The 23,399-nt window shown below is 42.5% G+C and carries 20 protein-coding genes; 11 read left to right on the top strand and 9 right to left on the bottom strand.

The annotated features are described in order from the left end of the window. Positions 1-140 precede the first annotated feature (140 nt). The 4 genes from H6F42_RS01215 to H6F42_RS01200 all read right to left on the bottom strand — a co-directional run bounded on the left by H6F42_RS01215 (position 141) and on the right by H6F42_RS01200 (position 3,694). Entirely contained in the window at positions 141-1,388 is a 1,248-nt protein-coding gene (locus tag H6F42_RS01215) for a dihydroorotase (protein WP_190397524.1), read from the bottom strand. 341 nt (positions 1,389-1,729) lie between these two features. Then, the gene (locus H6F42_RS01210) at positions 1,730-2,815 is read right to left on the bottom strand and encodes a hypothetical protein (protein ID WP_190397523.1); all 1,086 of its coding nucleotides are present in this window, start codon (positions 2,813-2,815) and stop codon (positions 1,730-1,732) included. Position 2,816: 1 nt separating this feature from the next. Then, on the bottom strand, positions 2,817-3,239 hold the full coding sequence (gene mscL / locus H6F42_RS01205) for a large conductance mechanosensitive channel protein MscL (RefSeq protein ID WP_190397522.1): 423 nt from the start codon (positions 3,237-3,239) through the stop codon (positions 2,817-2,819). A gap of 23 nt (positions 3,240-3,262) precedes the next feature. Next, positions 3,263-3,694, bottom strand: a complete 432-nt coding sequence (locus tag H6F42_RS01200) for a hypothetical protein (RefSeq protein ID WP_190397521.1) — start codon at positions 3,692-3,694, stop codon at positions 3,263-3,265. A 739-nt stretch (positions 3,695-4,433) separates the two neighbouring features. On the opposite strand from H6F42_RS01200, the gene H6F42_RS01195 reads away from it, so the two are divergent. The 4 genes from H6F42_RS01195 to H6F42_RS01180 all read left to right on the top strand — a co-directional run bounded on the left by H6F42_RS01195 (position 4,434) and on the right by H6F42_RS01180 (position 9,258). Further along, positions 4,434-5,249, top strand: a complete 816-nt coding sequence (locus tag H6F42_RS01195; RefSeq protein WP_190397520.1) for a mechanosensitive ion channel family protein — start codon at positions 4,434-4,436, stop codon at positions 5,247-5,249. Positions 5,250-5,492: 243 nt separating this feature from the next. Continuing rightward, complete coding sequence (locus tag H6F42_RS01190) at positions 5,493-6,704, top strand: MFS transporter (protein WP_190397519.1); 1,212 nt, start codon at positions 5,493-5,495, stop codon at positions 6,702-6,704. Positions 6,705-6,995: 291 nt separating this feature from the next. Then, the gene (locus tag H6F42_RS01185; protein ID WP_190397518.1) at positions 6,996-7,445 is read left to right on the top strand and encodes an Hsp20/alpha crystallin family protein; all 450 of its coding nucleotides are present in this window, start codon (positions 6,996-6,998) and stop codon (positions 7,443-7,445) included. A 319-nt stretch (positions 7,446-7,764) separates the two neighbouring features. Continuing rightward, complete coding sequence (locus H6F42_RS01180; protein WP_199288858.1) at positions 7,765-9,258, top strand: glycosyl hydrolase family 57; 1,494 nt, start codon at positions 7,765-7,767, stop codon at positions 9,256-9,258. 37 nt (positions 9,259-9,295) lie between these two features. Here H6F42_RS01180 and thrC read toward each other — a convergent pair whose 3' ends face one another. Further along, positions 9,296-10,603: a threonine synthase gene (thrC, locus tag H6F42_RS01175; RefSeq protein ID WP_190397517.1), complete on the bottom strand. Its 1,308-nt coding sequence runs from the start codon at positions 10,601-10,603 to the stop codon at positions 9,296-9,298. Positions 10,604-10,956: 353 nt separating this feature from the next. Here thrC and uvrB point away from each other — a divergent pair, with 353 nt between their 5' ends. The 6 genes from uvrB (at position 10,957) to H6F42_RS01145 (ending at position 16,041) form a co-directional block, all read left to right on the top strand. Continuing rightward, positions 10,957-12,960, top strand: a complete 2,004-nt coding sequence (uvrB, locus tag H6F42_RS01170; RefSeq protein ID WP_190397516.1) for an excinuclease ABC subunit UvrB — start codon at positions 10,957-10,959, stop codon at positions 12,958-12,960. 136 nt (positions 12,961-13,096) lie between these two features. After that, positions 13,097-13,504 (top strand): hypothetical protein, encoded by a 408-nt coding sequence (locus H6F42_RS01165; RefSeq protein ID WP_190397730.1) that lies wholly within the window; start codon positions 13,097-13,099, stop codon positions 13,502-13,504. Beyond that, the gene (locus tag H6F42_RS01160) at positions 13,501-13,941 is read left to right on the top strand and encodes a putative toxin-antitoxin system toxin component, PIN family (protein WP_190397515.1); all 441 of its coding nucleotides are present in this window, start codon (positions 13,501-13,503) and stop codon (positions 13,939-13,941) included. The genes H6F42_RS01165 and H6F42_RS01160 overlap by 4 nt, the downstream gene beginning before the upstream one ends. Positions 13,942-14,155: 214 nt before the next feature. Next, the gene (locus tag H6F42_RS01155) at positions 14,156-15,289 is read left to right on the top strand and encodes a dual specificity protein phosphatase (RefSeq protein WP_190397514.1); all 1,134 of its coding nucleotides are present in this window, start codon (positions 14,156-14,158) and stop codon (positions 15,287-15,289) included. Continuing rightward, positions 15,279-15,623: a hypothetical protein gene (locus H6F42_RS01150; RefSeq protein ID WP_190397513.1), complete on the top strand. Its 345-nt coding sequence runs from the start codon at positions 15,279-15,281 to the stop codon at positions 15,621-15,623. The genes H6F42_RS01155 and H6F42_RS01150 overlap by 11 nt, the downstream gene beginning before the upstream one ends. 4 nt (positions 15,624-15,627) lie before the next feature. Continuing rightward, a complete protein-coding gene (locus H6F42_RS01145; RefSeq protein WP_190397512.1) occupies positions 15,628-16,041 on the top strand; it encodes a hypothetical protein in 414 nt (137 codons plus the stop codon). On the opposite strand, the gene H6F42_RS01140 is transcribed toward H6F42_RS01145, so the two are convergent. The 3 genes from H6F42_RS01140 to H6F42_RS01130 all read right to left on the bottom strand — a co-directional run bounded on the left by H6F42_RS01140 (position 16,038) and on the right by H6F42_RS01130 (position 19,535). Then, complete coding sequence (locus H6F42_RS01140) at positions 16,038-16,244, bottom strand: DUF433 domain-containing protein (protein ID WP_190397511.1); 207 nt, start codon at positions 16,242-16,244, stop codon at positions 16,038-16,040. The genes H6F42_RS01145 and H6F42_RS01140 overlap by 4 nt on opposite strands. A gap of 207 nt (positions 16,245-16,451) precedes the next feature. Beyond that, positions 16,452-16,847 (bottom strand): hypothetical protein, encoded by a 396-nt coding sequence (locus tag H6F42_RS01135; RefSeq protein ID WP_190397510.1) that lies wholly within the window; start codon positions 16,845-16,847, stop codon positions 16,452-16,454. 219 nt (positions 16,848-17,066) lie between these two features. After that, positions 17,067-19,535 carry an NAD-binding protein gene (locus tag H6F42_RS01130; protein WP_190397509.1) on the bottom strand — a complete coding sequence of 823 codons (2,469 nt, stop codon included), beginning with the start codon at positions 19,533-19,535 and terminating at the stop codon, positions 17,067-17,069. A 489-nt stretch (positions 19,536-20,024) separates the two neighbouring features. Between H6F42_RS01130 and gltX the strand changes: the two genes are divergently transcribed. Further along, positions 20,025-21,461 carry a glutamate--tRNA ligase gene (gltX, locus tag H6F42_RS01125; protein WP_190397508.1) on the top strand — a complete coding sequence of 479 codons (1,437 nt, stop codon included), beginning with the start codon at positions 20,025-20,027 and terminating at the stop codon, positions 21,459-21,461. 252 nt (positions 21,462-21,713) lie between these two features. On the opposite strand, the gene H6F42_RS01120 is transcribed toward gltX, so the two are convergent. Beyond that, positions 21,714-23,387 (bottom strand): ShlB/FhaC/HecB family hemolysin secretion/activation protein, encoded by a 1,674-nt coding sequence (locus H6F42_RS01120; RefSeq protein ID WP_190397507.1) that lies wholly within the window; start codon positions 23,385-23,387, stop codon positions 21,714-21,716. Positions 23,388-23,399 lie beyond the last annotated feature (12 nt).

Here is a 23,399-nt window from a genome sequence, read left to right as displayed (position 1 = left end):
GATATCTAGGACAAATTAAAACCCAAAAGAATAAGTTGCGACGCGAAGCGTCGCAACTTATTCTTTTGGGTTTTATGTCTTAAGCACCGCTTAAATGGCTACATCACAAAATTCGACGTTAAATCTCTTATTGTTGGGGATTAAATTACTTTCCCGATTAACGATCGCCCGATGTAACTACTATTTTTTGATTGGGAGGCGATCGCTTTTGCATCAACTAGCCATTCTAAGTTTGCATCGAAGAGAGTTGCGAGTTGAGGTTGAGCGACTCCAAGAATTTTGGCAGGATTAATGCTTAGAGCTTTCCATAATTCGCTAGCAGTTAATAAGCCCGTGGTAACTAGACTTTGCCAAAGTACAGGTATCGCAAATTCCAAACCGATCGCCCCGACGGGAGCTACCTCAAAGGGAACTACTTTTTCCTCATAGGCGCAGGGCGTATGGTCGATCGCGATCGCGTCGATTGCGCCTGACTTAATACCAGCTATTAGCGCGAGGCGATCGCCTTCGCTACCCAGAGGAGGCATCAAGCGTAAATTGGGATCGTAACTTTCTAAATCGCGATCGCAATGACAGAGATGTAGCCAAGTTGTACTGGCGGTTATGGGCAAGCCATCGTTTTTGGCTTGGGCGATTAGTTCCACACTTTGGACTGTGGAAATTCGCATGAAATGGGTGGGGGCTTTGGTGAGGCGGACTAATTCAATGAGAGCCGCAAGGGCTGAGGTTTCGGCGGCGGCGGGATAGCCTGTCATGCCATATTGCAAAGACCATCTCCCCTCGCGGATGACACCACTGCCAGCGAGGTCAGGATTTTGCGGAAATAAAGCGATTAGCTTGCCTAGTGGTTTGATATATTCCATCGCTCGGCGTACTAACAAGAGATTGGCGACAGGTTTGCTATCGGTAAAGCCAATGACGGATTCGGCAAGTTCCGCCATGTCTGTGAATTGTTTTCCCTCTAAGCCTTTAGTAATTGCGCCCCAAGGTTGCAGGCGATCGCCATATTTTTGCTGAACATTCCGCCAAAATTCTAGCGCCGCAATGTCATCGATCGCAGGTTGGGTATTGGGCAAAATTCCCACGGTGCTAAAACCACCATTTTTTGCGGCTTGGACTAATTCGGTAATGGTTTCTCGCGATTCATGCCCCGGTTCACCGCTAGTACTGTAGAGATCGATCGCCCCAGTTCCTAAAATTAATCCCGATCGCTCATCTATATTGATATCTTCAGGAATCTGGTTAACATCCACATGTAGATGAATTTGGCGATCGCGATCAATCAATACATCGCTTAATAGGGGGGAATTAGTTGAGATTGAAGCCGCATCAAGAATGCATACCTGTTTGAGAAGGAGGGGATACGCAAGGGAATTTTCTAAAGGCATAACAAAACGATTTTTTCTTTACTGTATAGCGCGATGGGACTCAAAGCCAAAAAAAGTGTGGTGATGCGAAGCATCACCACACTTTTTTATACCAATTCACAAAAATGTGACAACACTTTTGTGAATTAAAAACCAAACCCAGTAATACCAAAGGGGTGCGACCTCCATCTGATTTCATTGGGGAGAATCTGAAAGTGTATGCTGACCAAGTTTTTGTATGTCTAATCTCATGAAATCATATCGGTAATTACGGTGGCTAAGCCTTACAGGAGCTAACGTCATCAGGTCGAGGTCGCACCCTACCAAAGCACTAAATGGCTATGCCATTTAGTGCTTTGGTATTACTGGACAATATTTAGGGATTTTTGATTTTGATAATAACTGCGCCATTGCCAGTTGCCAGTTGGATCTACGTTCGGAGTAAATACCCGCACATCCACGGAGTTTAAGCCAATTTCTTTAACTACTATTTCAGGGTAGCGATCGCCATTAATCTCTTGAATGCCAAAGAGGGCATAGCTGCTAACACTATCATTAATGTAAGAAAGCGCTCTGGTATGGGTCAAAATTGGCTCCGCAGTCCAATCATTACCCGATTTTCGCAACATCACTAATAGGCTGTACTCTTGACGCTCTAGGGCGGGGCGCGATAAAAACTCTTTCCATAGTTGCGGGTCAAAGCCCACAGGACGAATCGGGTTATCAAGGCGTAAACCTGCAATGATTTCAGGCTGATTGTCTCCGTCAATATCGATGCAGGATAAGGAAGCGATCGCTACCTGTGAAATTGCACCTTGATTTGCACCCAGTTTTAAAAATAAATTGCGGGATTTTTCTAGTACGAGAGGCTGGATTTTGTTGGGACAGTTAAAAAAGTAGGTGCGATCGCTGCTGGTATTAAGGCGATCGCTTGCCACAATCGTTAAATTTGGTTGTTTGAGAATGGTCGGATCGAAGGCTTTTGCCGATGGACTTTTTGAGCCATCGCTCGGAGCTTGGACTTTAAAACTAGCGATCGCGCCAAAGGCTTCGGAACCTCGGACTGCACTAACTTGAAACATGCCTAAGGGTTTACCAAACTGCATTACCGCAAACTGACTGCCGACGGGGATAGATTGAATCACCCGATCTAAGCTCCCCAATTGCTCCACTAAGTCCGAGGGGACGATCCCCTCAATGGTCTTACCGTCGGGTGACGCTTGAATAAATAGAAAAATCGGAACAGGCGATTTCGTTGCTTCAAGGCTTTTATCATTACTGGGACTAACGCAAGCATTGATACCAAGAGCAATTCCTAAAGTTACAAAAAGTAAAAACGTAGCGTAGAAAGTTTTTTTTCTGAATTCTCTAAAGGGCATGATATGCAAGCAGTCTAGAAATGACGTTTCGAGGAATAATTGCGTGGTTTCTGAATACGCACCTAACATTCTATTTGGAATCCATCACTTCTGCTAAACGTTCCACCGCTAAAGTTAAACGTTCTTGGGGATCTGGTTTGACCTCAACAGTCGCTTCAGTTCGTTTTTCTTTCCGCTTCATGGACTCAAAGAAGCGAATGATCAAAAAGATGACAAAGGCAATCACCATAAAGTTAATAACCGATGCTAAAAATACCCCATATTTCACACCACTAATTTGGAGTTTAGCCAAATCCTCAACATTCGCCGCCTTAAGTGCAGGATTTAGCAAGATGGGAGTAATGATGTCTTCGATCAAAGATGTCACAATTTTGCCGAATGCACCGCCAATGATCACCGCCACCGCTAAATCAATTACATTACCTTTCATGATAAATGCATGAAAGTCTTTCAAAAAGCCCCCAGCAAGGCGTTTACCATTTTGTAAAGCCATAGAATATTTCTCCTAAATTGTTTTTATCTTTGTGAGTCGGACATCTTGTCTGACATAACTTTTGGCTCTTTATGGTCGGAGATACCTTTTAGCCAAGGCAAGGCGATCGCTTGATGGCGATATAACCGATACATCAAATACATACAAGCAGCAAAATATCCTGAGCTTACAGTTGCTTTGAATAATTCCGTTGTTACTTGAATTGATTGCCCCTCAATGGGTACGCCACCCATCGCACTATAGACGATCGCCCAAGTAACCATTAAAGCGATCGCTACTTGGCTAACATCGCGTACTTTCCGACTGCTTCTTTGCCGCACCAAGGCGATCGCCGATGGGATCAGTCCAAATACAGGCATCAAGCAAAAAAACATCTCAATTCGCTCCTTTGTCGAATCACGGGAGATATTTTCTGGCGGCTTAACTTGGCGATCGGGCTTAGGATAACGGCTCATAGATTTACCTTGTTATACCGAGTTGTAAAGCCCAAAAATGACATAGCCATTTTTGGGCTTTACAACCCTTACTGAGTTTAGTTTTTCCTTCACACAAGTATCTTCATACGTTGGCGAATTGGTATTACTACTTTTTGAGGAAATATGGCGTGATGTAAGTAGCTGAGGTAAGCACCACTAAATATTCACTCAAAAGGTATTATCCACATCTTACTCCCTCCCCATCAAAGATATAGCTGTTGCCATTCTTGTTAGCCCACAAAACCAGAAGCTAGTTGCGGCGCTTCTCGCCGCAACTAGCTTCTGGTTTTGGTCAAAGATAATTGGCGGCGCTTCGCACCGCCAATTATCTTTGGGGCTTTGTTTTGCCTTAGCTAAACCCCAAATGAGTCATGAGAAACTGAAGCTTATAAAAAGGAGCTTAAGCCCCTTGCCGTTCTCATAAATGCAAGAGGATTGCTAGATATCTGGAAATTATTAAAAAGTAAAACCAGAGCCTGTAGCGCACGCGCAGCGTGCGCTACAGGCTCTAGAGTTTTACTTTTAACTGCCCCTAGCCCCTTACAAAAGAAAATATTAATAAACTAAAAAACTCCTTAGGGTTTTTGCAAGCATAAATCAAAATCTATAAATGTCATTGTAAACTGTCTTTATGATTTCATAATTACACCTTCAACGGATGTAATATGTAATTCTTCATTCTGCCAATACCTTAATTAAGGAGGAAAACTTTACCACAATGGATGCTACAACAATTCAAAATGTTCTTTCGGCTAACTTAAACCTGCTTACAGGTGCAGCATTTAAGATTATTGCTGCAATTATCCTTTGGTTTATTGGACGTAAACTCATTGATATTTCGATTAATATCACCTCACGCGCTCTCAAAAATCAGCGTATTGACCCTACTTTAATTAGCTACCTGATTTCTAGCCTTGCTGTTTTATTAAATATCATCCTTGTAGTTGCTATTCTGGGCTACTTTGGTGTTGAGACCACCTCCTTTGCCGCACTCTTAGCGGCGGCTGGTATAGCGATCGGGGCTGCATGGAGTGGTTTACTAGCCAACTTTGCCGCAGGTGCATTTTTAATTATTCTGCGCCCCTTCCAAGTTGGAGATTTTATCTCTGCCGCAGGTATTACAGGCACTGTCGTAGAAATTGGCTTATTTGTTACTACAGTTAACACCCCCGATAACGTGCGTACCATTATCGGTAACAATAAACTGTTTTCCGAAAATATCCAGAATTTTTCTGCTAATGCCTACCGCCGTGTTGACATTCAAGTGGTCTTAAATCACTCCGTCAATCCCAATGAAGCAGTGCGAGTTCTACAGGATCGCATTGCTAATATTCCTAATGTTGTCAGTAACCCTGCTCCCGTGATTGAAATTCTGCAATTCACTCCTATGGGAACTGAATTAGTAGTACGACCCTTTACAAATACTGCTCACTACTGGCAAGTTTACTTTGATACCAATCGCGTAATTCGTGAATGTTTCAGTGAGTCAGGATTCCCTGTTCCCCAACAGCATGTTCAAATTCATCAATCTTAAGTGGTTGTGCAAAATAAATTACCAAAACCCATAAAGTAGCGCCTCTAATGGGCGCTACTTTATGGGTTTTGGTTTGTAATTTCCAATAAATAATACCCAATTAAAAAATGGCTTTGCCATTTTGGGTTTTGGTGTAAGAGATGCGTGGCAAAGCCACGCATCTCTTAATTTATGGGGAATAGCGGCAGCTATATCTGTGGGACTGTAGTATAGACAGAAAGTACTTGCCGATCGCTTAAGCGCATGAATCGTAAATTTTGGATTATTGCTCTCATTTCTTTCATCAACTCCCTGAGTTTTACGATTCTTATCCCTGTTTTATATCAATATGGTAGACAATTTAATTTAGATGATTTTCAGACCAGTTTATTATTTGCCATCTTTGCGATTTCGCAATTTTTCTCAACCCCAGTTATTGGCAAACTTAGCGATCGCTTTGGACGCAAGCCTCTACTAATTATCAGCTTAGCGGGAACCGTCGTCGCGAACCTCATGGCGGGAGCTGCCACCACTGCTGCCGTTCTGTTTTTTGCAAGATTTTTAGATGGGATTACAGGCGGCAATGCTTCCGTCGCCCAAGCAGTTATTTCCGATGTCACTGCTCCCGAACACCGTGCTAAAGCCTTTGGTATTAATGGAGCTGCCTTTGGACTGGGTTTTGTGCTGGGCCCCGCCATCAGTTTAGTAGCGCAAAAAGCCGCCCTCAATACACCGCTCGGAACTTCCTTCGGGGCTTCCTTTTTAGTTTCAGGAGTGATTGCCACGATCGCCTTATTCTTGACTATCTTCTTTTTACCCGAGACACTGCAAACTAAAGCTCAGAAAGCCCAAAATATTTTTGATATCGGCTTAGAAAATCTAATTAAGGGCTTATTCATGCCCAAAATTGGCATTCTCTTAATTATTAACTTCCTTACAGGTGTAACCTTTACCCTCTTTACCTTTGCTTTTCAGCCTTACTTCCTCAAAGTTCTCCATCAAAATAGCGATGGACTAGCGCTGATGTTTTTATTATTCGGTGTGCTAGCCGTAATCATGCAAACCATCGGCATTGCTCAAATGACGAAACGTTTGCAGTTAGTCCAGATTCTCTTTATGGGATTATTTATCCGCAGTCTTTCCTTTGTATTAATGCCCATTTGGGAAAACATCTATTACTTTATTGTGGTTTGTGTTCTCTTCTCCTTGCTAAATTCGGTGGTACAGCCGATGATTAGCGCCTTGATTTCCCTCAACGCCAAACCCGAAGAACAGGGAACCATATTAGGTATAAATTCCTCCTATCTCAGTGTTTCCAATGCCTTTGGTCCCGTCATTGCAGGATTAATGGTCAATCAAGAATATCCAACTTCCTATGGCTATCCCCTCTATTTAGCGGGAATTTGTACATTCCTTGTCTTAGGCTTAGCCTTTGTCAAACGGAAAGATTACGCAATTAAAGTAAGTAAAACCTGATAGAAATAAAGGCGGCTTAGAGCGCCGCCTTTATTTCTATGGAAATGGTGCGGTGAACCCTAATAACAAAAGTTCGGTTCTCCTGCTCGTCATACCTTTGAGGTTATCCCATAATAATTCTGTGAACAAAAGAGAAGTCCACAAGAGCAATCTATAGGAGAAGTCCAAAATATCAGCTCCATCTTGCATCTACTTCTTAATGTTCATTGTGTTAGCAGCTTTTATTTGCCTACAGCACAATAAAAGCTCAAACTTTAGTTGTTGTTTTGAAATAGATTAAAGGTGATATTTATGTTAGTACGTTGGCAACCTTTTCAAGAAATCGAAGAAGTTCGTCGTCAGTTCGATCGCTTGTTCCGCGATATTTCCACCATTGATCAAGAGACTGCTAAAGGCGCATGGGTTCCTGCGAGTGAATTGCGAGACGATGGCGATCATCTCACCCTCAGACTCGCTATTCCTGATGTCGATGCTAAGGATCTCGATATCCAAGTAACTAAAGATTCTCTTGCTGTATCTGGCGAACGTCGTCTTGAACGCAAAGAAGAGAATGAAAAGGGCTATTACTGGAGTGAAATCAGCTATGGTCAATTCCGTCGTGTGTTTGCCTTGCCTGTAGCGATCGAAAATGAACAGGTCAAAGCCGACTATACCAATGGCATTCTTACTCTAACCTTGCCCAAAGCTAATGAAGTCAAAGCTTTTAAGGTTAATGTTGCTACCGAGTTACCTGCTTCATAATTAGTAAAAAAGCTGGGATATTCCCAGCTTTTTTCCATTTCTACTTCTTTCATAGAAAAGTTTCTAAAAGTGTTGCAAAGCAATACTTTTAGAATTTACGCATCGGGTAGATGTGGTCGCGCCACATCTACCCAAAACTCTATAAATTCGTTAGCTTTGCGTAAGTCAGAACTTTTAGAAACTTTTCTGTGATCCAGAGAAAGGCGGCGCATTGCGCCCCCTTTCTCTGGATTTGTTTCTTCTTGTTGAGCTAGGGAAAAGCCTTGATGTGCTGTGTTAGGCTGACTATCAATATAAATTTATCAAGGTTTTACGAGTTTTGATTTCAACTACATCATCAAGCTTTGTCGCCTCTGATTTTCCTGCTATTTGTGGCAATGAAGAAGCCATTTATTATGCCATTCAAGAAGATGCTCCCGTATTTCTCCATCACAACAATCTCAAATTAGAAGAGATTACTTCTGCCTTTGCCTGTGCCTTACATATGCATCAACCGACGATTCCCGCAGGGGCAAATGGAGCTTTGATTTGCAACCTTCAGAACATGTTTGAGCATCAAGGCGAAGGCGATAATCACAATGCGTCGGTATTTGCGTGGTGCTACAGTCGCATGGGTGATTTTATCCCTCAACTAGTGGCACAGGGCAGCAATCCTCGGATTATGTTGGATTATTCAGGAAATCTACTTTGGGGTTTGCAGCAGATGCAACGCCATGACATTTTGGATAATCTGAAGCGTATTACCTGCGATCGCCAATATCAGCCCTATGTCGAATGGCTCGGCACAATGTGGAGTCATGCCGTCATTCCTTCCACACCGATTCCTGATATTAAGCTCCATATTCAAGCATGGCAAAGTCATTTTGCTTCTATTTTTGGAATTGAAGCTCTCAAGCGCGTTAAAGGTTTTTCGCCGCCAGAGATGCATCTTCCCAACCATCCTGATACGCTCTATGAATATATTAAAGCCCTGAAAGAATGTGGCTATCGTTGGCTACTGGTACAAGAACATTCCGTCGAATCTCTTGATGGTTCAGGCTTAAGCCAAGATCAGAAATATTTGCCTAATCGTCTAGTCGCCCAAAATTCTCAAGGCGATTCAATTAGCATCACGGCTCTAATTAAGACTCAAGGCTCGGATACAAAGCTAGTCGCGCAAATGCAGCCCTACCATGAGGCAAAAGGTCGGGGCAGACAGCATTTAGGGAATGTAGCTATTCCTTCGCTCGTTTCCCAAATTGCCGATGGTGAGAATGGCGGCGTGATGATGAATGAATTTCCTCGTGATTATCCTTTGGTATGGGATCAGCTTAAAACTAATGGTCGTGGGAGTTCTGGGGTAGTTGGTTTGAATGGAACTGAATATCTAGAAATGATTGAGGCTGCGGGTGTAAGTCCCCTTGATTATCTCCAAATCCAAGCGGTGCAACAGCATAAGGTCTGGCAAAAGGTCGAACAGATCGGCGATCGCCAAAAGCTAAATCTCAATAGCGAGATTGTGGAATTAGCAATTAAAGAACTTAAGACAAGCGATCATCAATTTCACATGGATGGTGCGTCTTGGACAAATAGTATGAGTTGGGTCAATGGGTACGAAAATGTATTAGAGCCTATGAATCAACTAAGTGCTAAGTTCCATGAGAAGTATGATGCGCTTGTTGCGGGTGATCCTGCGATAACTAAGCGATCGGATTATCAGGAAGCGTTGCTTTATAATCTCCTCGTGCAAACTAGTTGCTTTAGATATTGGGGACAAGGCACATGGACAGACTACGCCCGCGAGTTATATCGTCGCGGAGCTAGCCTTTTATAAATAAAAAAGCAGCGTAACACGCTGCTTTTTTATTTGTTTATACAGAGACAGTTTGCCATTCTAGGCGCTCTAGGGTGTGTGAACGCTCTAACGCACGCTCAAAGCTGTCTAGCTTAGGCTCAATTAGGAAAGGTTCGCCCACATAGCCTTGAATTGCTTCTTGAGTCTTCAAGCCATTACCAGTGATGTAGACAACGGTGGTTTCTTCAGGATCGATCTTGCCAGCTTCAACGAGCTTCTTCAGAACTGCGATCGTGGTTCCGCCCGCAGTTTCCGTAAAGATACCTTCGGTTTCCGCAAGTAACTTCATCGCTTGGATGATTTCATCATCATTAACCGATTCGATATTGCCATTGGTTTTGTGAGCGATATCGATCGCATAGATGCCATCCGCAGGATTACCGATCGCAATGCTCTTAGCAATAGTCTTCGGCTTAACAGGCGTAATGAAATCACGACCTTCCTTAAAAGCAGCAGCGATCGGCGAACAACCTTCCGCTTGTGCGCCACTGAAGCGAACAGGCTTATCTTCAACTAAGCCCACCTTCACAAACTCATTGAAACCCTTGTAGATCTTGGTAAATAAAGAACCAGAGGCAAGAGGGGCAACGATGTGATCGGGAAGTTTCCAGCCCAGTTGCTCGATGACTTCATAGCCGAGGGTCTTAGAACCTTCGGAATAGTAGGGACGAAGGTTAATATTCACAAAGCCCCAACCGTGGGTATTCGCTACTTCCGAGCAGAGACGGTTTACTTGGTCGTAGTTGCCATGTACCGCAAATACTTTGGGATTGTAAATGGTCGTGCCGAGGACTTTTCCTGATTCGAGGTCAGAGGGAATGAAGACACAACACTCTAGACCTGCATGGGCGGCGATCGCGGCGGTGGAGTTGGCAAGGTTACCAGTACTGGCACAGGCTACGGTGGTAAAGCCAAGTTCACGGGCGCGGCTGAGAGCTACCGAAACTACACGATCCTTGAAGCTCAAGGTAGGCATATTTACAGCATCGTTTTTGATGTAGAGATTTTTGATGCCGAGACGCTTGGCAAGGCGATTAGCCTTAATCAAGGGAGTCATGCCAGTGGATACGTCAATGTAGTCGTCAGTCTTGACAGGGAGAAAATCGCGATAGCGCCAAATGGAGAGTGGACCAGCTTGAATGGTTTCACGGCTGACTCTAGCGGCGATCACATCGTAGTTGTAGGCAACTTCTAGAGGACCAAAGCACAGTTCACAAACGTGCATTGCCTTGGCTTCGTACTCAGCACCGCACTCTTTACATTTGAGATTACTGAAGGTGTCTACACGCTCGCTGGTGTAAGGAGAAGCAATGGTTGCAGTCATGTTCTTGGTCGCCCTTTTAGTCGCTAAAAGTTTTTGTTTGATTTCTTAATTGATATGCACCTTAACATAGGGTTCAATGGTCGTCAAATATACCAGACTATTTTAGTCGGGTATATTTGCTAAGACGCGAATATAAAGTGATCTCGCTCCAACCATAGTGATATCAAAACTAAAAATGGCGTAGCCATTTTTAGTTTTAAAAACCCTTACTGGGTTTTCTTTAATTCACTAAAGTGTGCCAACACTTTAGTGAATTGGGATAACGTTGCTTAGTTCGTCAAAATTTAGGTTTGGCAGGTTTGGTATGATCAGAATTGATAATTTTTGTCACCTTCTCCTTCAGTCCTAACCTCATGGCAATATTTGATATCCGTACTCCTTGGCAACCCACCGCCGATCAACCTAAAGCGATCGCCCAATTAGTTGATGGTTTACAAAAAGGACTGCATTATCAAACTCTCTTGGGTGCGACAGGTACAGGTAAAACGATGACTGTGGCTAATGCGATCGCCCAATATCAAAAGCCCACCTTAGTCTTAGCCCATAACAAAACCTTAGCGGCGCAGCTATGCAATGAATTGCGCGAATTCTTTCCCAATAACGCCGTTGAATATTTCATTAGCTATTACGATTACTATCAGCCAGAAGCCTATATTCCCGTTACCGATACCTATATCGAGAAGACCGCTTCGATTAATGATGAAATCGATATGTTACGCCACTCCGCCACGCGATCGCTTTTCGAGCGTAAAGATGTAATTGTGGTTGCCTCCGTAAGCTGCATCTATGGTTTGGGGATTCCAGAGGAATATCTCAAGGCTTCGATTCCCTTAGCGGTCGGTGTGGAATATGACCAAAGAGAACTATTAAAAGCCTTAACCAATGTCCAGTACGAGCGCAATGATATCGAAATGGGACGCGGGAAATTTCGAGTCAAAGGCGACATTTTAGAAATTGGTCCCGCCTACGAAGATCGCACCATTCGCGTAGAATTTTTTGGCGATGAAATCGAAGCAATTCGCTATGTCGATCCCGTGACGGGTGAGATTTTGCAAAGTATGGAAGCTTTGAATATCTATCCTGCAAGGCACTTTGTCACCCCTGCTGATCGCCTTGAAATTGCCTGTGCGGAAATTAGAGAAGAAATGGAAGCACGGCTGGAAGAGTTAACCAATGCAGGGAAATTACTAGAAGCTCAGCGTCTAGAACAGCGCACTAAATATGATTTGGAGCTATTGCAGGAAGTAGGTTTCTGTAATGGTGTCGAAAACTATTCACGGCATTTAGCAGGACGGCAAGCAGGAGAATCCCCAGCCTGTTTAGTGGATTATTTCCCTAAAGACGATTGGTTATTGATTGTTGATGAATCTCACGTTTCGATACCGCAAATCAGGGGTATGTATAACGGCGATCGCGCCCGAAAAATGACGTTAATTGATCACGGATTCCGTTTGCCCAGCGCAGCCGACAATCGACCTCTCAAGGCTGACGAATTTTGGGGAATGGTCAAGCAATGTATTTTTGTTTCGGCGACCCCCGGAGATTGGGAAATGGAAGTCTCTGAGCAAGTAGTAGAGCAAATCATCAGACCTACAGGCGTAGTTGATCCAGAGATCTTTGTGCGCCCGACTGAAGGGCAAGTTGATGATCTCTACCATGAAATTCAATTGCGGATTAAGCGCAAAGAACGGGTCTTAATTACAACCCTGACTAAAAAAATGGCGGAGGATTTGACTACTTATTTTCAAGAACGGAATCTCTTAGTGCGTTATCTCCATTCCGACATTAAATCGATTGAACGGATTGAAATCCTCCAAGATTTGCGGCGGGGTACGTTTGATGTATTGATTGGTGTAAATTTATTGAGAGAAGGTTTAGATTTGCCTGAAGTGTCACTTGTGGCGATTTTAGATGCTGATAAGGAAGGATTTTTAAGAGCCGAGCGATCGCTTATTCAAACCATCGGTAGAGCCGCCCGAAATATTGCGGGACAGGTGATTATGTATGCTGATCGCATGACCAATAGCATGGAAAAAGCAATTTCGGAAACGGAACGCCGCCGCCACATTCAGATCAAATATAATGAGGATAATAAGATTACGCCAAGGTCAATTGTGAAGTCGATTGAAGGTAATGCGATTCTTGATTTTCTCTCAGTTTCGCGCCGCCTCAACGAACGTCAACTTGAGTATGTTGTGAACAATGCCAAAGAGATTCCCCTTGATGATATTCCCGCTTTAATTGGAGAGTTGGAATCCCAAATGAAAGATGCTGCTAAGAAACAAGAGTTTGAGCAAGCTGCTGCCTTTCGCGACAAGATTAAATTACTACGCGATCGGTTACTTGGTAAGGCGTAAATTTTGGAAAACAAGATATATTTTAGGAAAAGTAAATGAGACTAGAGACAATGCAACAGTAAAGGCGATCGCTAATGTAGAAAATTCTGGCACAATTAATTTAAATCAATAAAAGTATCAGGTGGAGTGTTTTAAAATGGTTACACTTGCATCAGCAATTGAGGTTGTTGAACAGTTATCTACAGAACAACAAGATATCTTGTTACAAATTATTCGTAATCGTCAAATTGAGCGGCGGCGTGATGAGATTTATCAAAATTATCTGGCTAGTGTGGCTGAGGAAAAAAGTGGCAACCTCACATTTACTACTGATATTGAAGAGATCCAAAAATTGCAAGCTGAATTAGAGTCTTCTGATCGGTATGAAGTTTCGATAACAACCAATGAGATCATCTTCAAAAGAATTGGTTCAAACATCTTGACTTGGGAAGAATTGTCTCAAAAGATTGAGGTAGCAGGGGAAGATCCAGAACAACCTTCGTTGCAAGAAATTAGTGAAATTGTTAAAGAGGTGAGACAGTCTCGTAGGGCTAAAATTGCATGAGGCTAGTTTTAGATGTTAATGTCTGGATCTCTGGTTTGTTATGGCAAGGTGTTCCCAGACAAATTATTGATTTAGCTAGATCTGGAGCGGTAAATATAATTACTTCAGAGCCAATTTTGAGCGAATTAGAAGAGGTACTTGCGCGTACAAAATTTAAATCAAAAATGCGATCGCTTGGCATAACTTCTCAAGACTTAATCTATCTCGTGCGTCATCTTTGTGAAGTCTGTGTACCCATCTTGGTTGATGTTCCCAATTTGCGAGACCCTGATGATGCAGTGATTTTAAGAACAGCGATCGCTGCTAAAGCTTTATTGGTTGTTTCAGGCGATCTTGATTTGCTAGTACTTGAAGAATTTGCTGGTATTCCGATCCTTACCCCTGCTGATTTTTTGGATGTTTTTTGTCTAAGTACATCTAGTGGAAAAGAAATATGATGGAAGATGTCGAACACAAGGTTGAGACGGCGAGGCAAATTCATGTCAATGCGATCGCTGATACAAATGAAAGATGCATTAAAGAAGCAAGAGGTTGAGTGATTTTCTGCTTTTTGCGACAAGATTAAATTGCTGCGCGATCGCCTCATCGGTAAAGCCTTAATCTTGAAAACAAGTTAATATTTAGGCAAATGTAAAGTAATGAATTAATTCTATGGCGACAACTAATTCTGTTAGGTTAATTATCTATGCTTGTCCTGTGGGAATTCTGGAGAATGAGTTAAATATTTTTTTTGAATCGTCAGAAGCTAAATTTGGACTTAATAAAGTCCATGAATATATTCCCCATGTGACGCTTACAAGTTTTTTTGATTTGCGATCACGACGAGATATTCCCATTTTAATAGAGGAGTTACATTCAATCTCCTCTCAGTCTAATCCACCTTCTGAATTAATGAATAACGTTAGACTCAGAGGTTCTCTAGGTAATACCATCAAAATTGCGATGAATTGTGATTATTTAGAAAGTTGTTTAACGAAGTTCAAGAAGAAAGTTAAGAATATTGTATCTATTAATGTTAAATCTTCTAATTCTTATCATCTTAGTCTAGCCTATGGCTATAGCGACAATCATTTTGAAGAATTGATGAATCTTGTCTATGAAAACCTATCATCATTTCAAAATTCAAATCTAATTTCTGAAGATTCTAAAAAACTATGGCAGGCATCTAAATGGGAGATTCGATTATACGAACCACCTACTGAAGAAGTAAAAAATCAAGTTGTAGCTTACTCTTCTACCAAGATATGGAGTCAAATTTGTGAGAAATGGATAGAACATTTTCGGCTGCCACTAGGGGGAATTATACCTAGCTTTGTTAGTTGTATCTTGCCTTCCGAACTATATGTTGGTTGTGCTCCTTCAGGTGAAAAATTAGAGCATTTAAAAAGAATTGGCATAAATGCAATTTTAGATTTGACGGAAGACACCGATAACTACAATCCTGTAAAAGGCATAGATAAATCTTTTGCCTATGTTAACTATTCTCTTGTTGATGTTTATAAATTCTCTCCGTTAGTAGGCAAAGGATATCCACTGAGCCAGAATCAGCTTTACGATATTTATAAAATATTGTCTCAGTGGTATCAAGATCGTAAGGCTATCTATATCCATTGTCGGGCGGGAGCGAATCGTTCACCATTAATATGTATGCTTTATCTGGTTGCCATTAAAAGAATGAAAATTAATACGGCGATCGCGGAGGTCAGCATAAAACATCAAGATGCAAAACCTAACGCATATCAACTACAAGCATTATGTGAATACGTCAAAATAGATGCAAGATGAGTCGCCCATAGACCCATACCTAGCCCAAATCATTGAAGGACATACCGATACCGAAGTAGCTGAATTACTCAACTATCTCAAGGAATGGGAAGCAGGAACCTACAGCAGCATCGCGCAAAGTGTCTTAGATCATGCTCAAAGAAAAGGATTTACCATACTTCGATATCTACGCAAAGCACATAACTTTAACAAAAAAGGCTCAATAAGAGTTCCACGCTCAGGTTATCGACAAGATGATTCAGCCGTTTACCGCAAAGGTACAGAATTTCTAATCGTGCCACCAGATCAATATGGCATTGAGAAAATAGTCACCTATGGAACTAACGAGGAATAAACAAATGACACAAACTCAAAATCAATTAACATCTCAGCGAAACTATATTGCTCAACTCCTAGAACAGTTAAACGTGAACTATCAAAACACCAAGCCAGAAAGAAAACAAATTGCCCAAAACTTCCCCCACTCCGAAGCAGAATTTACCCCATTAGAAGAAATTGAATTGCTGACAGTAAGTATTCGAGGTTACGCCAGCCAAATCGCTGCGTCAGGAAGTTTAAAAAACGATCGCCAAGCGATCGTCGAACTACAAAAACTAAGCGTATTTAACAACCACCTAATCGTTCAACTTTACAGCGAAGCGCGATCGCATTATCCCCAGATGCAGTCATATATCTGTATGCTAGACTATCTTAGACTCTTGGTCTTAGAGTATCTACAAAATCAACAAACCCTTCAACTGATTTCAGCTTAGCTTTTCTCGCGTTCAGCCGCAAAACTCAGACAAGCCTTAATGTCCTGCAAAGTAAGCTCAGAAAAATCTTCCAGAATTTCAGTCTCTGTCATGCCCCCAGCTAGATATTCTAAAATATCGTAAACAGTAATTCGCATTCCTCTTATGTAAGGCTTACCACTGCGCTTTCCAGATTCAATCGTGATGATGTTGTGATAGTCCATATGGCAACATTTACCATAAACATTTGCTTACAGTCATTGTAGCAATTAATTTTCCTATAGTTATCAAGATTTTGACAAGTAAAAATGGCATAGAAAAATAGTCACCTATTGAACTAACGAGGAATAAACAAATTTAAAAAACGATCGCCAAGCGATCGCTGAACTACAAAAACTAAGCGTATTTAATAATCCTCTCATCGTTCAACTTTATAGCGCTTGTTGCTCGATCCATAGACGCATTTCATTATCAGTTTCGGCATAGACAGACTGACCTGTTAAAGGATTGTAGGCATACCACCACTGATTGCCAGCCCGATCGCAAACTTGCTTAACCTTAATTTCGGCTTTGGGTAATAGAACATTCCTTAGCGATTGCCATGCCGATGCGAAATTGTTAACAGGAGTCGCGATTGTCTTTACTTGATAAGGAGCGATCGCACTTTTTTCTAGTTCTAATAGCGCTAAAAGCTCGGCGTTGTGGTTAGTACGAGCAATCTCAATCCGACGCTCTAGGGTATCCCACATACTTGCCAGATGTTTCTTGTAACTATCAGAAACTGTCGAGCCGCCGTAAAGAAAGGCAGAATTGGTAACTTGGTTCATAACATTACTCCTAGTCTTAATGGCTCGATCTCGCGCCACTATATTTTTTGCGTTGATTATATTACTTAGTATATTTTGCTACAAAAATAGTTGATGCGTATTTTTCTGTATTAAAAATTACAAAATATAAAGAAAAGCTGTAGCTACTCAAAACCAAAAAAGATAAGTGGCGCGAAGTACCGTCACTTATCTTTGGGTTAATGAAAGCTTTGCGCTTGTTTAAAGTGGATAAATTTTAATTGGTAAAAGACGCATGAGTGCTTGTCCTAAGCGATGGGCTTGAGTGTCATACATCGGTAACTCGATCGCCGCAGGGAGACTTTGCATAAACCTACGGGCAAGCTCCAAGTCGCAACCAGAGATGTTTTTGAGCTTATTTCCCGCATCAAGTAACACACTCGAATTAAGGGGCGGCTTAGCCCGCAGTTGCCATTGCTTGGGCGCACGGAGATTGCCTAGCTCAATGCGACGCAACCCAGAAATAGAAGCTAAAACCGTCAAGCGATCGCCTATCTTCATCACCTCATCATCGGATGGCATAAAGAAGTCGCGATGACCACCCGCTTTAGGCTCACGGGTTTTTAAATAGACTGGCACAACGGTATAGCCGTAGGCAATTTGCGATAGATTCTTCCCAATGAGAGTATCGTTCTCCGTAATTAGATATTCCGCCACTAGCACTGTGCGCTGATTTAATCGAAATAAGCTGAGCATATTTTCGCCAAAAGCTGCTCCTGCAAACGCTTCTGCCGATAGAGCATAGGCGCAAAAGGATTGAGATTTCGGTAATAATTCCGCGAGATTTTCGCTGAAGTAGCGATCGTAGGTACGAATGGCGAGATTCATCTCTCTGTTAGCTTTTTTTGCCGCATCACGAGCCAATAAAGCCGCTTCGAGATTGAGCATTTGATCGTCGGTGACCGTGAGAATGCTCCTTGCCATTGCAAGATTGGTTTTAGAGAGTTCCTCAATAGTGCTGCCTGTTAGCCAAGGAACCTTAGCAGCAAGGTCACAATCATGGGGATTTTCGCTGACGATAATAAATGGAATCTGTAACTTAAAGAGAAGATCAGCGATCCTTTGTCCTAATCTGCCAAATCCAATCAGGATAATGTGATCGCGTTCTGGTAAAGGGAGCGATCGCTTAAAAAATTCAAATTTAGCGCTGAGGATTTTATCTGCAATTAACCCGACTACTCCTAAGACAAATAGCAAACTAATGAGGGTAATGGCTATGCAAAAAATCATTAGCCAAAAGGGAACGCGATCCTCTCCACCTAAGCCGCCAAAAACATCGCCATAGCCTCCCAAAAGCAAAATCGTACTCGTAGAGATGGCACTTTGCCACGACATATTCGGCACGTTGTAGTACAAAACTACGGAACTGATCGACAAAAGTCCGATCGCTGTAATTACGCCAAAAAGTACTAAACTGCGCGATCGCTCTGCTTTAAACCAAGTAACTATTTGTTTCCATTTATAGTTGCCCAAATAGTTGCCCAAATAGCTGCCCAAATAGCCCCCTAAGCTTTGATGGGAGATTTGTTGCTTGATGGTGTCAAGGCTCTGTAAATCTCCCCAGTTAGATAATTGAGAATGTTCTTGATTTCCTACTAATTCACTTTTCTTACGTCCGTAACTATTCCTATAATTATTCTTATTATTAATTAGAGATGTATCGTTATCCAAACATTCTATGAAGGCGATTGTGTTGTTAATTTGCAGGAATTGATCAGGTTGCCATTGAAAAAACAGGCGATCGCTCTGAGTATCATCAATACTTAACAGGCGCAAATATTTTTTATGGAGCAAATAGGCAGGCGTATTTATAAATTGATAATCGTCTGCTTCTAAATTACGTTCCACAATCCGCAATTTGCGATCGCCTATTTGAAATAAGCCCAAAGTCCCCTCACCCAAACCTGCTACGGCAAAAGCCGCCGCAGGTAAATCTACAGGATCAAGGGCTACAAAGTTCCCTAACTGATCCTTCAGTAATTGATTGAGATTTTGCCGCGAAGAGCGAACCACAAGATGGACATTCGGATTAAGTCGCCTTGCTGAGATGGCAGTCTCAATGTTGATATTCTCATTACTCGTTACCAACAAAACTGCTCGACAGTCATAGATTCCCGCCTTAATTAAAGCCTCTGAGCGCCGACAATCGCCAATGATTAAAGGCTCATCTAGCAATTCATTAAAGTTATCAAATTCCATTATCTCTGGCTGCATCTTATCGATCGCGCAGATTTTGACTTCATATTCCCCATAGGCAAACTTCTTTAAATTAAATACCGAATGTTGCCCTAAACTCCCTAAGCCGCAAATAATAAAGCGATCGCATACAGCCACCTTCTCCGATTCTTTTTCAGGTTCTTTCTCAAAAATTCTGGCAATAAATTCTTCTTTAGCTTTGCCAGTACTTTCGGGAGGTTGATCGAGATCGATTATTTCGATCCATTGTGGTAAAGGTTGTCCAAACTGAAAAGCATAAATTCTGGCTATTTTTAAATGATCATCAACATCTTGCAAACACTTGTCAATTGTCTCGAGCAGCCTTTGGCGATCGCCAAAAAAGGTAGACTCTAACAAAATATGCAGTTCTTTGCGCTTTTGTCGAATGGTGACATTTACTTTGATCTCTAAATCAAGTAAACAATTTTTAATGAGTAGGGCAAGTGATCTCATTCTTTATTGATCGATATTCATCGATCCGATCGTGACAAAATTAATAGCCTACAGTGCTTTGTGCTTAAACCCGAACCCAGAAATTTTTTGAAAGTGTGGCGAAGCAACACTTTCAAAAAATCTTTTTGTAGCTCGTTTGCTCGGCAATTACTGTAAGTAGTTGGACATAATCAAATAGTTACTGATGCTACGTGGAATGAATATCGCCCTCACCCCCCAGCCCCCTCTCCCATTAAGGGAGAGGGGGAGCAAGACTAGTAGTTTCTTGTTCCCCTCTCCCCTTTTGGGAGAGGGGCTAGGGGTGAGGGTCTTGTAAGCTTCCACGGAACATCAGTTAGTTAAAGCTTTAAGCATAAACCACAAACATTAATGGGAGATTATGGTCAATGTCGGCGTTGTTTATTCGCCGAAGGCGGATAAACAAACTCCCTACCTTGCTTGAAAAGTGCTATATGAAGGATAATCGGATTTTATAACGTTTACAAATTCATGTCTGTTCGAGTTCGTATTGCACCAAGCCCAACGGGTAACCTACATATAGGCACGGCCCGTACAGCCGTATTTAACTGGCTATATGCCCGTAACCAACAAGGGACATTTATCCTGAGAGTCGAAGACACCGATCGCGAAAGATCTAAGGATGAATATACTCAGAATATTTTAGAAGGCTTGGCTTGGCTGGGAATTAATTTTGATGAGGGTCCCTTTTTCCAAACCCAACGCAGCGATCGCTATATCGCCACTGTTCAAAAGTTGCTAGCTGACAAAAAAGCTTACTTTTGCTACAGCACTGAGGCGGAGCTAGACGCAATGCGCGAAGCCCAAAAAGCTAATAAACAAGCCCCCCGTTATGACAATCGCCATCGCAACCTCACCGATGAGCAACGTCAAGCCTTTGAAGCCGAAGGTCGTCGTCCCGTTGTCCGCTTTATCATTGAGGAACCCCGCACCGTTGCATGGAATGACCTAGTACGCGGTAATGTGTCATGGAGCAGCAGCGACCTTGGCGGCGATATGGTGATTGCCCGTGTCGATGAGCAAGGCAATATTGGCTTACCTCTATATAACTTTGCGGTAGTCGTAGACGATATTGATATGCAAATTACCCAAGTAATTCGTGGAGAAGATCATATTGCGAATACCGCTAAACAAATTTTGATTTATGAAGCTCTTGGTGCAACTCCACCTCAGTTTGGACATACGCCGCTAATTCTCAATCAGCAAGGCGCAAAAATCTCCAAACGTGATGGCGCAACTTCGGTTTGGGAATTTCGGAATATGGGTTATATTCCCGAAGCCTTTAATAACTACATGGCTTTGTTGGGTTGGTCTCCAAGCGATGGCAAGGAACTTTTCACCCTCCAAGAAGCCTCTCAAATTTTTAGCTTTGATCGCGTAAATAAGGCAGGCGCAAAATTTGATTGGGATAAGTTGAATTGGATTAATAGCCAATATTTACATTCTTTACCCACCGAGGATGTATGCGATCGCCTAATTCCCTTTCTCAAAGATGCTGGCTATGATTTAGAAACAGTAGATCGGCAGTGGTTGCTCGATCTGACTAAGCTCATTGCGCCTAGCTTAACGCTCTTGACCGATGCGGCGACGATTAGCAAGTTTTTCTTCACTGAGTTTGAGGACTACACCGAAGAAGCAAAGACTACGCTGCAAGGTGAACCTGTTTTTGGCATTATCACCGCCCTGATTGAGGCTCTTAAGGAAGTTGCTGACCTTGATGCTGAGAGTGCTGGTGAAATCATTAAGACCGTCACAAAGTCCCAAGGGGTGAAAAAAGGTGCAGTGATGAAACCCCTACGCGCCGCCCTCACAGGCGATCTGCATGGGCCAGAGATCTTACCTACTTTGGTATTACTTCACCGCAAAGGCTTAGCTTTAAGCCGTCTCCAAAGAGCGTTAAACCAATAGACTTAAAGGCGGCGCAAAGCGCCGCCTTTAAGTGGGTAGACATGATTAACTGATGTTACGTGGAACCCTCACCCCCCAGTCCCCTCTCCCATCAAGGGAGAAGGGGAGTAAGACAATTTCTTGTTCCCCTCTCCCCTTTTGGGAGAGGGGCTAGGGGTGAGGGTCTTGGAAACTTCCACGCAACATCAGTAAATAATTGTCTGATTCGTCCGCGAAGCGGACGAATCAGCTTATCTGGTCTCTACGAGGTACTTAGAACTGATAGCTAGTGCTGAAATAAACAGCAGCATCTTGGAGATTGTTACCGCGCTGTTGCAGATTTACAAAGGGAATGGCTGCATCAAGGCGTAAAATAAGTCGCTCGATGGGTTCGATAATTAAGCCTAGCCCACTTGCGGCTAAAAAACTTTGAGATTGAGAAGGTGTGGGATTATTGCCATTATTCCAAACCGCACCGAGATCGATAAATGGCGCAATTTGGACAAGCGATCGCCTGCTCTTTTCTTCACGCATCGCAGTGATGCGAGTTTCCAGACTCAACCTGATGCCATTGTCGCCTGATCGCGCATTTTGGCGAAAGCCTCGCAATGACTGACCACCACCAATCACAAATTGTTGAGATGGTAATAGAGCATTGGCAGATAATTGGGAATCAAGGGACGCAATCAAAAGGGCATCACTGCCTAATACTTGCACCCGTTGCGCTTGTCCGATCCAACTGAAGAACCCAGCATTAGGGGTAGTGACAAAGGTGGCGTTAAATAATCCTGTACCCAGATTGAATTGCGATCGCAAAGCCCAAGTACCCTCGGTATCGCGAAGAGTGTAGTCTTGTCCAAAGCGAAAAACACTGGTGGTACTGACTCCATTAGCATCGGGACCAATGCCAAAAGGAACGGCAAGGTTCTCAAATAGGAAGGTTTGACCAGTTTGATAATTAAATCCTAAGGAGAGCGCAAATTCTTCTCTAGGCGAACGAATGAGGGGTTGCCGATAAACGATGTCATAGACACTATTGGAACCACGGATGTTTAAATCTGAGAAGGGAGAAATGGTAATGCGATAGTTATTTGGAGCGTAGCGGATTGCTACAGTACCATTCATGGGATTAACGGGTATGCTATAGCTCAAGTCGTAAAGATTGGAACCGCCTGTAGTGCTGCGATAGTAAGAGGTAGTGAGTAAATCACCAAACCTTGTGAGGTTCCGATAGTTTAGCGTCCCACCAATGCGCTCGGAACCAACGGAAACTGGAGAGTAATTGTCAAAGCTGACGGAACCAGTTAACTGATTTACCTCTTCTATTTGGACAACTAGCAAACTTTTCCCTTCGGTATTGCTAGGCTTGAGACTAGAGGTAACACTCCGAAATAGTGGATCGCTCCTTAACAGTCTTAATTGATCTTCAATTTGGTTGGCATTAAATGGATTTGTGATCCCTAAATTTAGGCGCGATCGCACATAATCAGGATTAGTATGGGATAGCCCTACAATATCAATTCGTTCAATTTGTCCTTCGATCGCTCTAATTTGAGCAACTCCATTAATAATGCTATTGGGATCTTGTGGGTCAAATTTGACGAGAGAAGTAACGTAGCCTTTACTGATATAAATTTGGGTGAGTGCTTCAGCGATCGCTTCAACTGTTTCAGGAGTGATGGTTTGATTGCTTAGAGATTGGAGGATGGGATTTACTTCTGCTGTTGTGAGAATAGTATTTCCAATTAGCTGAACTTTTTGGATAGTCTTGGCTTGCGCGATTTTGGAATCTCTAGTTTTTTCAGATACTAATTTTACCTCTGGCAAATTCTTTTGCTTGTTCAGTTCTGCATCGCTAGGTTGAGGCATTACGAAATAACCTAAAGCGATCGCCAATCCAAGCAGTAAATTGAAATTGTCAAAAGCATATCTTGTTGTTCTATTCATTGGGTTTCTCAC

The organism is Pseudanabaena sp. FACHB-1998 (genome assembly GCF_014696355.1).
GTDB lineage: Bacteria > Cyanobacteriota > Cyanobacteriia > Pseudanabaenales > Pseudanabaenaceae > Pseudanabaena.
Note: the sequence above shows the minus strand (reverse complement) of the source record. Positions and strands in the feature narration are given on the sequence as shown.